This window comes from Campylobacter sp. US42a, from assembly GCF_004379055.1.
GTDB classification, from domain to species: domain Bacteria; phylum Campylobacterota; class Campylobacteria; order Campylobacterales; family Campylobacteraceae; genus Campylobacter_D; species Campylobacter_D jejuni.
The window spans coordinates 340466-353203 of the sequence record NZ_RYYK01000001.1 but is presented as its reverse complement, the minus strand read 5'-3'; the positions used below and the strand labels follow the sequence as shown (position 1 = coordinate 353203).

Sequence of the window (12738 nt, the reverse complement as noted above, 5' to 3'; positions counted from 1 at the left end):
CTCCTTTATTTAAAAATATTTTCATTGAATTATATTTATTTAGATAAAAAAAATGTGCTAGTTTTTTGATAAAAAATACAAGTTTTTTGTTTTTTGATATTGCTTAGGAGTTTGCTCATATTTCTCTTTAAATCTTTCAATAAACCAAGCTACCGAAGAAAAAGCGCACTCATTAGCTATTTCATTGATATTTTTTTTAGAAAATTTAAGTAAAATCTTTGCTTTTTGCAACCTTTTTTCATCTAACCATTTTTTAGGACTTTGTCCAAAACATTTCTTAAATTCTTTAGAAAAAGTTGCTAAATCTAATTTCGCAAAATTAGACATTTCATTTACGCTTAAAAATTCTCTACCACAATACTCAAAAAGTTGGGAAAGATCAAGGCGAAATTCTTTTAAAATTCCTGATAAAAAACTAATAAAATAAATATTCTTATTTAAAAGCAAATGTAAAAAAATCTCTTCAAATTTCAAACTCACTATAGGATCTAAAATTTGCGTATTTTCTTCAAAATGCGGTGAAAAACTTTCCAAAATTCCTTGCAAAATCTTATCATTTTTTACCCAAAAAATTTCATAGTTTTGAAACTTTTGATCTAGTTTAAAAAAATCTTTATACTTATAAATAAGTTCAATTAAAAATGCATTGTCAAAAAAAAATAAATAAGCTTCATAAACTCCTTTACTAAGTCCTACATTGCTTAAAGTATAGCTCCCAGCTTTTAAAAACAAAGTTTCATAAGAGTTAATCTTATAATCTTTTGATGCAGTATGTAAAATTTTATATCCTTTGCGAACAAAAGTTAAAAGATGACTTCCTACATTAACAAAAGTAGAATGCGAAGTATCCGTTTGTGTATATTTAGCAAAAGTGCAAGATTTAATTTTTTTATAATTGACACCTTTTAATTGCTTTAAATCTTCTGGTAAAGAAAGAATTTTATTCATCGTAAATTTTGCCTACATTCTAAAAGATACTTTTTAAGATCTTTTTCTTTCATTAAAATTTCACGCATACAAACGCCTGCTACATTTATATCTTTAAAATTTTCTATATTTTGAGCATTGATACCGCCTATAGCATAAAGTGGAATTTGACTAAATTCAAGTAAGGATTTTAAAAAATCAAGCCCTTTAGGTTCTAAACCCATCTTGCAAGAACTTTCAAAAATATGCCCTACAAAAGCATAATTTACCTTATAGCTCATCGCCTCTAAAAGCTCTTCTTTGCTATGGACTGAAGTACCAAGTATATGAAAATATTTTGTTAATTTAGGTTCTTTTCTTAGCAAAGAAAGCGGTGTGTGAAAATAACGATGTCCTAATTTTAAACAAACCTTATCAAAAAAATGCAAAAAACAAGTCACTTTTTGCTTTGCGCAAATGCTTAAAACTTCTTTTGCTAAGTCATAATACTCAAATTCGCTTAAATCTTTTTCTCTTAAAACTATAGCATCTACCTTAGCCTTAGCAAGTTTTTCAATCTGCTTTAAAAAGTCTATTTCTACACATTTTCTATCGCTTATGGCGATGATTTTTTTATCCCACATAGATACTATCGCTCATCACAGCTTGCAAATTGGATCTTTTAAGCATAGCTAAAATTTCATCTACGCTTCTATCATCTGAAATTTCAAACTGCTCATCACCCTTTTTCTCACCCTTATGCTCACCTATACCCACACTCACTCCTGCACTCATTTTAGTAGCACCAAGCTTGATAACCTCATCTCTAAAACCTATTCTTTCACGACTTGAAATGGTAATGCCCGCAAAAGGCAAAAAGAGTCTATAAGCACAAAGTACTTGCAAAAGGCGTTTTTCACTCACATCTTTAGGATGGATTTTAGCATTATTGATAATAGGCCTTAAACGTGGTACTGAAATAGAAATTTCAGCATGCGAATAAGCTTGTTGTAAAAAATGTGCATGAAGCGCCGTAGCAAAAGCGTCTTTTCTAAAATCATCTATGCCTAAAAGCGCCCCAAAAGCCACTCCACGCATACCCGCTTTTAAAGCTCTTTCTTGAGCATTAAAGCGATAAGGAAAAATGCGTTTTTCACCAGCTAAATGAATTTTATAATATTTTAGAGGATTGTAAGTTTCTTGAAAAACAGTCACATAATCACAACCCTTTTCATGCAAAATTTTATATTCATCTTCATTCATAGGATAAATTTCAACACCTACAACCTTAAAATACTCTCTAGCAATCTTGCAAGCATTTGCTATATATTCTACACTTGCAAACTCCCTACCCTCACCTGTTAGCATTAAAATTTCTTCTAAACCACTTTTAGCAATGGCTTGCATTTCTTCGTGAATTTCAGCTTCATTTAGCTTAGCTCTTGCGATTTTATTGCCTTTTTGAAAACCACAATAAACACATTTAGAATTACAATAATTTGACAAATAAAGCGGAGTAAAAAGAGAGATAGAATTTCCAAAATATTTTTGCTTGACTTTGGCGGATTTAAAGGCTAATTCTTCTATGAAATCTTCTGCTGCACTTGAAAGCAAGGCTTTTAAATGCTCTATGTTTAAATGTGTTTGATTTAAAGCATTTTTAACATCCTTGGCGCTAAATTGACTCTCATCATAGCTTTGAACTTGACTTAAAACCTTATTTAAAATTTCGCTTTTTATTTCCTGCATGTGAGGTAAATACTGCATATAATCTTGCATAATCAATCCCTTAAAAAGCCTGTTAATGGAGAACTTGCTTTAGCTTCACTCACACTTGCCAAACCTGCTAAAAAAGCCGCTCTTCCCGCATTTACTGCCAAAGAAAAAGCTCTAGCCATCAAGGCTATATCTTTAGCTTCAGCTATGGCTGTATTTACCATCACCGCACTTACTCCCATTTGCATAGCTTCACAAGCTTGTGAAGGACTTCCAATACCCGCATCTACAATGATAGGCAAATCAATTTCATTAAGCAAAATTTGTATAAATTCCTTAGCACATAAGCCTTTATTACTCCCAATAGGCGCTGCCAAAGGCATGATAGCCGCAGCTCCAGCATCACGCATAGCTCTAGCTGCGTAAAGATCAGCATGCATGTAAGGTAAGGGTGTAAAACCCTCTTTAGCTAAAAGCTCGCAAGCTTTAATCGTTTCATAATTATCAGGCAGCAAATACCTACTATCGCTTATCACTTCTATCTTGATAAGTTCTCCACAACCAAGCTCTCTTGAAAGCCTTGCAATGCGTAAAGCTTCATCGGCGTTTCTTGCGCCTGAAGTGTTGGGTAAAAGTGTGATATTTTTAGGGATATAATCAAGTATATTAGCAATTTCCCCTGTATTTGCACGGCGTAAGGCTAGAGTGATGATCTGCGCTTTAGCTTCTTCTATAGCTGATTTTATAAGCCCTAGCGAATATTTTCCAGAACCTAAAATAAATCTTGAATCAAACTCGTATTTGCCTATTTTTAATTTATCGTTTTTTAAATTTTCTTGCATTTTTACTCCTTATTTGCTAAAAGTTCTAAAACAAGGTTACTTTGATGTCCTGCGCAAATATTTACCCTTGGCGCCATAAGTCCATTTCCTAGCTTAGCACCATTTACCAAATCCCCACACACATAGAAATTTTTAGCAATTTTTCTTGTTTGTATGCTGTTGCTATCACCATAGCCCGCAAGCCCTGAAGCGCAGATTAAAATACTATCTTTGTAAAATCTATGAAAATTTTGTGCCATCATTGCTTTTGCGATAGCACTATCAAAGGCTTCACAAACTATATCTATATCTTTAAACAAAGATTTTAAATTATCCTCATTGATTTTCAAAGTGCAAATTTCAACGCTGATATAAGGGTTAATCTCGCTAATTTGCTCTTTTAAAGCTTCGGTTTTAAATTTACCCAAATCACTTACACGATAAGCTTGACGATTCAAATTACTAGGCTCAATCACATCAAAATCAATCAACTTTAAATACCCCACTCCACTTCTTGCTAAATTTATCGCAATGTGCGATCCAAGCCCACCTAAACCACAAACTGCCACGCGCCCATTTTTAAGTTTATCATGAAGTTTTGGAGTGTGTCTTGCTCTCATCATAGCGTCTAGCGCATCTTTTGGAGGTAAAGTATTTCTTTCTATACAAAAAAGCTCATCATCTTCGTTTAAAGCAATATTCTCTTTTGTTGCAAAACCATTGATAATCCATACATCATTTTCATTTTTGCTGATATTTTCAAAAAATTCCAAACTTGTTTTAAAGTCTGTATCAAGTTCTTTGCCATTAAATTTTACTCTCATCATCCACCTCCCACAAAACTTACAATTTCAGCTTTATCGTTTTCTTTTAAAATCAAATTTTCAAATTCGCTCTTTGGTACGATTTCTCCATTTAATTCTAAAGCAATAAGTTCAATTTTAAAACCTTTTTCTTTGATAAAATCCATAAATTTAAGCTCTTTTAACTCAAGCTTTTGTCCATTGATAATCATTCTAAACCTTTAAAAATTTTCTATCAAGTCTTTAAAAACAAGGCAAAGTTTTTCAAATTCTTCTATACTTACTCTTTCATCAATAGCGTGAATTCTATCATTACAAACCCCAAATTCCACTACTTTTACACCATATTTTGCAAAATACCTTGCATCACTTGTACCACCTTTGGTATTAAGCTCTGGCACTTCATGAGTGATTTTTTGAACGCTTTCATTCATTTTTTGAACGATTTTATTATCGATATTTGTCAAAAAAGCTTCGCTTGATTGTTTTAGCTCTAACTCATAGTTTAAACCATGACAAATTTTTTCTACATAACTTTTTACATCTTCTAAACTTGTATCAGGGGAATTGCGAACATTAAACATAAGTTTTAAATCATTTGGCGTAACATTACACACCCCCATACCTCCGCGAATATCGGTAATAACGATTTTTGAAGGACTAAATTCAGCACTTCCAGGATCAAGATCAAAACCCGCTAAAAGCTTTAAAACTGGCGCAAAATCATGCACAGGATTGATACATTTTTCAGGATAAGCAACATGCCCTTGTTTTCCACGGATTAAAAGCTTTCCATTGATAGAACCACGACGCCCTATTTTAATACTATCACCAATTTTTTTAACACAGGTTGGCTCGGCAACCACAGCATAATCAGGTAGCATATCTCTTTCTTGCATCCATTCTAAAACAGCCTTAGTTCCATATATAGCTTCGCCTTCTTCATCACTTGTTAAAATAAGACTCAGTCTTGCTCCTTTAAAATCCGCATTCTTTGCCGCATCTACAAAGGCTGCTACTCCGCTTTTCATATCTTGAGCACCCCTTGCATAGATAAAGCCTTCTTTTTCCATAGGCACGAAAGCATCGCTACTCCAACCCTCACCTGCAGGCACCACATCTACATGCCCACCAAAAGCTAAATGCTCACCCTCATCTTTAAATTTTTTAGTGAGTAAAAGGTTTTTAATGCCTTCTTTTTCTATAAAAAAAGCTTCAAAATCACTCAGTTCCATAGCGATGAAATTTAAAGCTCCATCATCATTTGGCGTAACAGATTTAAATTTTAAAAGTTCGATTAAAAATTCTTTTGCATTCATTTTTTATCCTAAGAAAGTTTTATATAATAAATTAAGAGCAAAATACTCTATAATTATAGCTGAAATTATATTGATTATAAAAACAACTTTTGCACTAAAAACATGACTATATCTTGCCACCACAAAGGCTAAAGCACTTACCCAAAAAAGTATAGCCACAACAAGCCCCAAAGTCATAAAATAAGCATGATCACTACTTAAAACCACGCTTGCAGCACTAAGCCAAAATCCTATCACAAAAGGATTTGAACCATTTAAAAAAGCTCCTTTAATATAACTTTTCAAAAGACTTTCTTTAAATTCTTTATGCTCTAAATTTAAGCTTTCTTTCTTTTTTCTTAGCATCAAGTACGCCATATAAGTTAAAAAACAAAAACCAAAAATCGCCAAAGAACGCATAAAAATAACATTGTCTAAAAAATTTAAAAGCCCAAATTGAAGCAAAAAAAGATAAAGCATATCTATACTAAATGCTCCAAGTCCTACAGCTATGGAATTTTTAAAAGCTTTTAGTGCATAAGTTAAAATCAAAATATTTACAGGTCCAAAAGGCACACTCACTCCAAAGCCCAAAAAAACTCCACTTAAAAAAGAATCAAACATTACCATCTTTCATAAAATTTTCTATATCAAGTGCGATTTTATCAATAGCACTTATAATATCTTCTATATAGATTTTATCAAAATACCGCTCTAAATTCGCATCTTTTTCGTAGATATTTAAAATACTTTTTTCGCACATTGAAGCATAACGCCCTACAGGCAAAACCGCCCCACTTGTGCCTATGCTGATAAAAAGCGAAGTTTGATTTAGCAAAGAATAAAGCGTAGCATAAGCAGGAGCTTGCTCTTCAAACATGACTATATTGTGTCTTAAATCCTTGCTTTTGCATTTTGGGCATTGTTTATCTGTGATTTTTTCATAGCCTATATTAAAAATTCCTTCGCATTTTAAGCAGCGAAGTTCAGGCAAAAAGCCATGCAAATGAATCACATCTTTACACCCTGCACGCTCTAGCAAATCATCTACATTTTGCGTGATAACAAAAAGATTTTTACCCCATTTTTCTTTTAATTGTGCGATTTTTTCATGAGCATGATTTGGCTTTACATTTTGAAGTTGCGCTCTTCTTGCATCGTAAAAATCAAGTACTTTTTTAGGATTTTTTCTAAAACCTGTTGCGGAGCAAACCTCCATCACATCGTATTCTTCCCAAAGTCCATCATTATCTCTAAAAGTTTTAAGCCCACTTGGAGCAGACAAACCCGCTCCGCTTAATATCATAATGTTTTTCATAATCTCACCACCTTAGCACCAAAACCACCTTGATTGATCGGTGCGTCATTAAAGCCTTTAACGCTTTTATGGGTTTTTAAAAACTCTCTTACCGCAAAGGCAAGCTTTCCTGTGCCTATACCATGATAAATCAAAACCTCATCAAAGCCTGCAAGCAAAGCATCTGAAATAAATTTATCAAGCCTTGAAATAGCTTCATCACTCCTAAGCCCGTGCAAATCCAAGCTAACGCTAAGATTAGTCGGTTTTGCCACACTAATGCTTGTTTTTGGACTTATTTTAGGTGTAGGAGTGCTTTTTTTAAGCAGTTTTAAAGGCACACGAAGTTTGATCCCATCGCTTTCAACCATAGCATCGTTTTTAGAAATGCTTATGATTTTACCCTTAATTTTTTCATATTTTACAAAATCCCCCACACGCAATTCTTCGTTTTGCTCCATACTTGGCAAAATGATTTCTTTTTTAAGCTCATTGGCTTTATTAAGACTTCTTTGTTTGTCTTTTATATCTTTAAGCTGTATAGTTTTTTTAGCTTCTTCTATGGCTTTGTGAAATTTAAATTCTAAATTTCTCAAACTCGTACGAAATTCTTGTTCATTTTTTTCTTTTTGCTCTTTTAAGGAAAGTAAAATTTCATCGACTTTTTGCTCTTTTTTCTCGACATTTTTAAGCTTAGCTTTTAGTTCTAATTCAAGATTGATATTTTTACCCACAAGCTCTTCTAAATTTTCTTTATCCTCGCCATAAAGCTTTTTAGCCTCGCTAACTAAATTCGGCGGAATCTGATAACGCAAAGCCGTTTCAAAGGCATAAGATTTTCCTATAGTGCCTTTTAAAAACTCATATTTTGGGCGTGAAAGCTCTTCATCATATAAAGCAGCGATGAGTTCAACTTGCTCATTTTTTGCTAAAAGCATGGCAAGGCGTTTGTGGTGGGTGGTGATGATGATTTTAAGATTATTAGCTATGAGTTTTGAAATCAACACACTATACAAACAAGCCGCTTCTTCAAAATCTGTTCCAAGCTCTATTTCATCTATACCTAAAAGCAAATTTTTCTTAGAAAAAAGTCTAGAAAAATGCAACATTCTTCCTGCAAAAGTTGAAATGTCATTTTTAACATTTTGCGGATCTTCTATAATAGCGTCAAATTCTTTAAAAGTACCGATTTTACTTTCACTTGCTTTGATATACATAGGCAAAAGATGTTTAGCTAAAAATGCTGCGCTTAACATGGATTTTAAAAGCATGGATTTTCCACCTGCATTTACCCCTGTGATGATTAAAACTTGTTTTTTAAATTCCAAACTCACACTTTTTGGATTTTTTAAAGCAGGATGAGCGAAATTTTTAAGAACCAAATCTGTACTTTGATCGCACAAAACAAATTCAAAATCCCTTTTTTTAGCAAGCAAAACCCTAGCACTATAATGATCAAAAAGATCAAAGGCTGTATTGATAAATTTTAAAAAAGGTAGGTTTTTTGCTAAAAAAGCTGAGAAATTTTTAGCGTATTCATAATAAATTTCTTCTTTTTGATTTTTGATTTTTTCTATATCATTTTGCAAATTTTCAACACTTAAAGGCACGATATAAAAGCCGCCACCGCTACTTCTACCTATGATTTTTGCTTTAATAGCGTGATTAAACCCGCCTCTTACAAGCAAGGCTTCAAGATTGTTTATAAGATGGATTTGTGTATCGATAAGATAAGGCATTAAAGCTTTTGTATAGCAAAATTTCTTAAACTCAGCTATTATGCTTTCATTTTTTAATCTTAAAGCAGCATTAAGATTTACAAGTCTTTCATCTAAACTTTCTTTTAATTCCCCTTTCTCATCGAAATTCAAACAAAGTTCCAAAGCCCCGCTAACAAATTCTATCTTTTGTAGCCAAGAGTCTAAATTTGTTCCTAGTTTTATTTTTTTTAACTTTTCAAAATAACGAAAAATTTTTACAAATTCAAAAATTTCATCTAAATGTAAAATTCCTTGCTTGCTTAAATGAACTAAGGCTTTATCAAGATTGCTAAGCTCTGGTATAGTAGGAAATTCCACCTCGCAAAGCTCATGTATACGTTTAAAATGAAGATTAGAATCTCCTTGCAAAAAAATCTCCTTATCTCTTGCAAAAAGGGCTTTAAACTCTTCTAAATAGTTGTTTAAATCAAGCTTTGAGATCAATTCTTCTTTTGTATCATTCATCATTTAACCTACAATCTTTAATATCTATAATTAAAGAATTAAAACTTTGATTATTATCCTTTGAAATAAAACTTCCTGTACCAAATTCATAATTAAAATACGCCTTAGAAACATTGATATCTTTACATAAAATATTTTTATTTTGATTAAAAACTACGATAATATCTGTTCTTAAATGACTTTTTTGCATATTTTCAAATTCAAAAAATACTGCTAAAACAATAAAAATCACAAGTAAAATACCAAAAAAAGGTTTAGTTTTTTTGCCTAATTTTTCACGCAAAGCAAAAGTGATTAAGGCTAAAATTAAAATAATTAAAAAATATAAAAAAACCCTACTCATTCTTTTGCCTTAATTTGTTGCTGATATCTCCTGCGCCAAAACCTATAATAAGCCCTTCTTCAAAAACCTGCCCCTTAGAAGCCACCAAAAATTTACCCTCTCTTTTAATATCTTCTACAAATAAAGCCTTAGGAAAAACCGCTTTTAAATCAAGCTCTATAGGCTCTTCTCCTGCAGCATAAACAGGTAAAATTACAAGCTCATCAACACCTTCAAAAGCCTTTGCAAATTCCTTTAAATTTGCAGCTAAACGCGTGTAGCGGTGGGGTTCAAAGATAGCTGTGATTTTTTTATATCTACCTAATTTTGCGTATTCTTGTGCTGCACTTAAAGTCGCTTTTATTTCGGTTGGATGATGACCATAATCATCGATTAAAACCAAATTTTCATCAGCATGTAAAATATCAAAACGCTTTTTAATACCTTGATAATTTTTAAGCCTAGTTCTTATCGTTTCTATATCTAAAAAATTTAGAGCCGCCAAAATCGCCAAAGACGCATCAAGGGCTAAATGATATCCCATACCAAAAACTTTAAACTCACCTAAATCTTTTAACTCAAAGCTTGTAAAAGGTTTGAAATTTTCTATACACATGGTGCAGTTTTTGATATCTTTGCTTGGATAAAGCTTGATTGACTCATTTTTATAATTTTTCAAAAACTCATCTTCAGCATTAATCACGCGAATTTTAGCCGTATCTAAAAACTCCGCATAAGCATGATGGAGTTTTGAAACTTCATTGCCATAATGATCTAAATGCTCTGCTTCCGCATTGGTAACTATAGCCAAATAAGGATTTGAATTTAAAAAAGAACTATCGCTCTCATCAGCTTCAAAAACAAGGTTTTGGCTTTCTTTATAAATCATATTTGAACCAAATTCTTTTAAAATCGCTCCGATGATCACAGAAGCATCATCAAGCAAAGAAGCTAAAATACTTGAAGTTGTGCTTTTTCCATGTGCTCCTGCAACTGCAAAAACACGCTTATCTTCTAAAATAAGAGGCAAGGCCTCCTTGCGTGAAAGACATTTAATGCCTAATTCTTTAGCGTGTTTAAATTCAGGATTTTCTTCTTTGATAGCAGCAGAATAAATAACTAAATCTTTGTTTAAAATATTGTCTTTATGATGAGGGATACTGACCTTAACCCCTTCTTTTTCTAGTTCTTTAGTGATTTTACTCTCTTTAAGATCACTTCCGCTAATCTTAAAACCTTTTTCTTTTAAAAATCTTGCTAAAGCGGAAATTCCTATACCGCCTATGCCGATAAAATGGATATTTTGCATCATTTAAACCTTTATACTTTAAAGGCTAAATTTTAGCACTTTTTTACTAAAAAGAAAATATAAATCCTATTTTGAAATGCCTAAACGCTCAGCTAATTGATATAAATTTAACTCTCTATAAAATTTATCAAAGTCTTTAGTATAACCATCAAGGTTAAAAGCTTTATTCATATCTTTTAAAGTATCATTACTTTCAAAATAGTACCCTTTACCACCACTATAAATACCTTTTTTATCAATCCATACAGCATCATTGATCCCAAATTCTAATTTCTCATCATTTGGTCTTGCTAACATATTTCTTCCGCCTACGCTTAAATACTTGACATTATTTAAACTTAAAGCATAAAGAGTTGGAAAAATATCTTTATGAGATCCTACACGATCTTTATCATAATAAATATTATCTTGCAAATCCTTAGGAATATAAAGATAAAAAGGTACACTATAAGCAAAAGCTTTTTGGGAATTTAAATCCATACTCATTTCGCGTACTCTATGATCTCCAGTTGCTGCTATAATAACACTATTCTTAAATGGACTTTGTTTTACTTTATCTAGAAATTTTCCAAATTCATTATTTGCATAAGTATAAGCTTTGATAATATTATCTTGTTTATCTTTTTCATAAGGAAGCATATTAAGCAAAGTTTGTGGAATGTTTTGTAATTTTGGCAAATCATTTTGTGGAATTTTATAAGGTGGATGATTGGATATGGTAAGAGCAATTATAAGGGTTTTATGTGGATTTTTTTGAAGTAAGTCATAAACTTTTTTATATAAAAACTCATCAGCTATCCCATAACCATTTTCACTATCTTTTGCTCCATTATACTCTTTCATTAAAATATTTTCATCTATAATCTCATCTACTCCCAAAATACTGAGATAATTTTTAATATTTTGCCAAGATCCATTACCTGCACTTACAAAAATCACCTTATATCCTGCTTTCTTATAAACAGCAATAGGTGTTAAATCCAAATAAGTTTTCTGAAATTTACTTGTAGAAATATTAGAAAATGGACTTACAAAAAATAAGTTTGCAAAACTTGGTATAGTTCCATTACTAGAACTCAAAAAGCGTTTGAATAAAAAATCTTGCTTAAAATGTTTATCTAACGAACCTAAAAAATTATGTTCTGTATTTGCAAAATCAGCCAAATTAAGCCCAAAACTTTCCATTAAGTTAACAAATACACTAGGATGATTCTTTTCAGCTTTTAGATTTATAGGACTTTGATGCAAATAATCAAAAAGTTTTTCTTTAAGTTCTTGTGCTTTCAAAGGTGTGATAACCTTCAAAGCCGCTTCTTCTTTATATTGTTTTAAAGCCCAAGAAAATGCCATAATTGGATTTAACATTGTATCATTTACAACACTATATTCACTAAAAGAATAATTTTGCACATTTATAGCCACATGCTTAAAGGGACCCCTTAAGGCTATAACATAAACAATAATTAATATTAAATTTAAAGCTATTAAGGGAAATAATCTTAAATTAACAGGTTTTAGCTTTAAATTTAATATTTTCAAATTTAAAAAAAATACAAAAACTCCAAAAATCAACATTAAAGCTAAAATTTTTAAAATTGGATAATCATGATAAATAATACTTAAAATAGTTTTTGTATTATCATCTTTTAGAGTAAACATAAAAATATCAAATTTAGTCTTGTAAATTTCGTAATAATAGTATTTTGCATAAGAAAATCCTATACAAAGACAAGAAAGAACAATTATATAAACGCTTGAAAAAATGAAATAAAAATTTTTACTATATATTACTAACTTATTATTTATTTTTATATTAGAAAAAATTAAACTTAAAAAACCACAAAGCAAGAATGGTAAAAACGCTGCGCTTAAAAATCTTATATCATGAAAAACACCCAAAAGATACATTAAAAAGATTTCATTTTTATCACTAATTAAACCTGTAGGGATGAAAGAATTTTGCATTAAAATACGATTAATGGCAAAAGTTACTATAAATAATACGCTAAAAATAAAAATTTGAAGTAAAATTTTTCTCATA

13 protein-coding genes are annotated in these 12738 nt (G+C 31.3%); all 13 read right to left on the bottom strand.

Annotated features, from left to right (window positions below; translation table 11 throughout):
• Positions 1-57: 57 nt before the first annotated feature.
• Positions 58-948 carry an AraC family transcriptional regulator gene (locus tag ELQ10_RS01765; protein ID WP_002852985.1) on the bottom strand — a complete coding sequence of 297 codons (891 nt, stop codon included), beginning with the start codon at positions 946-948 and terminating at the stop codon, positions 58-60.
• Positions 945-1550: a thiamine phosphate synthase gene (locus ELQ10_RS01760; protein ID WP_002880749.1), complete on the bottom strand. Its 606-nt coding sequence runs from the start codon at positions 1548-1550 to the stop codon at positions 945-947. The genes ELQ10_RS01765 and ELQ10_RS01760 overlap by 4 nt, the downstream gene beginning before the upstream one ends.
• The gene (gene thiH / locus ELQ10_RS01755; protein WP_002880750.1) at positions 1540-2685 is read right to left on the bottom strand and encodes a 2-iminoacetate synthase ThiH; all 1146 of its coding nucleotides are present in this window, start codon (positions 2683-2685) and stop codon (positions 1540-1542) included. The genes ELQ10_RS01760 and thiH overlap by 11 nt, the downstream gene beginning before the upstream one ends.
• Before the next feature lie 2 nt (positions 2686-2687).
• Entirely contained in the window at positions 2688-3464 is a 777-nt protein-coding gene (locus ELQ10_RS01750; RefSeq protein WP_002880751.1) for a thiazole synthase, read from the bottom strand.
• Between the two features lie 2 nt (positions 3465-3466).
• Entirely contained in the window at positions 3467-4270 is an 804-nt protein-coding gene (thiF, locus tag ELQ10_RS01745) for a thiamine biosynthesis protein ThiF (protein WP_079264404.1), read from the bottom strand.
• Positions 4267-4458: a sulfur carrier protein ThiS gene (gene thiS, locus ELQ10_RS01740; protein ID WP_002858367.1), complete on the bottom strand. Its 192-nt coding sequence runs from the start codon at positions 4456-4458 to the stop codon at positions 4267-4269. Before thiS ends, thiF begins: the two co-directional genes overlap by 4 nt.
• 9 nt (positions 4459-4467) lie before the next feature.
• A complete protein-coding gene (dapE, locus tag ELQ10_RS01735) occupies positions 4468-5565 on the bottom strand; it encodes a succinyl-diaminopimelate desuccinylase (protein WP_002877725.1) in 1098 nt (365 codons plus the stop codon).
• 3 nt (positions 5566-5568) lie between these two features.
• The gene (locus tag ELQ10_RS01730) at positions 5569-6168 is read right to left on the bottom strand and encodes a LysE family translocator (RefSeq protein ID WP_002880756.1); all 600 of its coding nucleotides are present in this window, start codon (positions 6166-6168) and stop codon (positions 5569-5571) included.
• Entirely contained in the window at positions 6161-6862 is a 702-nt protein-coding gene (locus ELQ10_RS01725; protein WP_002880759.1) for an NAD-dependent deacetylase, read from the bottom strand. Before ELQ10_RS01725 ends, ELQ10_RS01730 begins: the two co-directional genes overlap by 8 nt.
• The gene (locus tag ELQ10_RS01720; RefSeq protein WP_079264405.1) at positions 6859-9069 is read right to left on the bottom strand and encodes an endonuclease MutS2; all 2211 of its coding nucleotides are present in this window, start codon (positions 9067-9069) and stop codon (positions 6859-6861) included. Before ELQ10_RS01720 ends, ELQ10_RS01725 begins: the two co-directional genes overlap by 4 nt.
• Positions 9059-9409, bottom strand: a complete 351-nt coding sequence (locus ELQ10_RS01715) for a hypothetical protein (protein ID WP_134250099.1) — start codon at positions 9407-9409, stop codon at positions 9059-9061. The genes ELQ10_RS01720 and ELQ10_RS01715 overlap by 11 nt, the downstream gene beginning before the upstream one ends.
• Complete coding sequence (gene murC / locus ELQ10_RS01710; protein ID WP_079264406.1) at positions 9402-10700, bottom strand: UDP-N-acetylmuramate--L-alanine ligase; 1299 nt, start codon at positions 10698-10700, stop codon at positions 9402-9404. The genes ELQ10_RS01715 and murC overlap by 8 nt, the downstream gene beginning before the upstream one ends.
• Positions 10701-10763: 63 nt before the next feature.
• The gene (locus ELQ10_RS01705; protein ID WP_070305521.1) at positions 10764-12737 is read right to left on the bottom strand and encodes an LTA synthase family protein; all 1974 of its coding nucleotides are present in this window, start codon (positions 12735-12737) and stop codon (positions 10764-10766) included.
• Position 12738 lies beyond the last annotated feature (1 nt).

Bases quoted from the DNA above. Each gene is read 5' to 3' on its own strand.
- ELQ10_RS01715 (WP_134250099.1), bottom strand. From the start codon at position 9,409: ATGAGTAGGGTTTTTTTATATTTTTTAATTATTTTAATTTTAGCCTTA.
- murC (WP_079264406.1), bottom strand. From the start codon at position 10,700: ATGATGCAAAATATCCATTTTATCGGCATAGGCGGTATAGGAATTTCC.
- dapE (WP_002877725.1), bottom strand. From the start codon at position 5,565: ATGAATGCAAAAGAATTTTTAATCGAACTTTTAAAATTTAAATCTGTT.
- ELQ10_RS01765 (WP_002852985.1), bottom strand. From the start codon at position 948: ATGAATAAAATTCTTTCTTTACCAGAAGATTTAAAGCAATTAAAAGGT.
- ELQ10_RS01725 (WP_002880759.1), bottom strand. From the start codon at position 6,862: ATGAAAAACATTATGATATTAAGCGGAGCGGGTTTGTCTGCTCCAAGT.
- thiS (WP_002858367.1), bottom strand. From the start codon at position 4,458: ATGATTATCAATGGACAAAAGCTTGAGTTAAAAGAGCTTAAATTTATG.
- thiF (WP_079264404.1), bottom strand. From the start codon at position 4,270: ATGATGAGAGTAAAATTTAATGGCAAAGAACTTGATACAGACTTTAAA.
- ELQ10_RS01720 (WP_079264405.1), bottom strand. From the start codon at position 9,069: ATGATGAATGATACAAAAGAAGAATTGATCTCAAAGCTTGATTTAAAC.
- thiH (WP_002880750.1), bottom strand. From the start codon at position 2,685: ATGCAAGATTATATGCAGTATTTACCTCACATGCAGGAAATAAAAAGC.
- ELQ10_RS01760 (WP_002880749.1), bottom strand. From the start codon at position 1,550: ATGTGGGATAAAAAAATCATCGCCATAAGCGATAGAAAATGTGTAGAA.
- ELQ10_RS01750 (WP_002880751.1), bottom strand. From the start codon at position 3,464: ATGCAAGAAAATTTAAAAAACGATAAATTAAAAATAGGCAAATACGAG.
- ELQ10_RS01730 (WP_002880756.1), bottom strand. From the start codon at position 6,168: ATGTTTGATTCTTTTTTAAGTGGAGTTTTTTTGGGCTTTGGAGTGAGT.
- ELQ10_RS01705 (WP_070305521.1), bottom strand. From the start codon at position 12,737: ATGAGAAAAATTTTACTTCAAATTTTTATTTTTAGCGTATTATTTATA.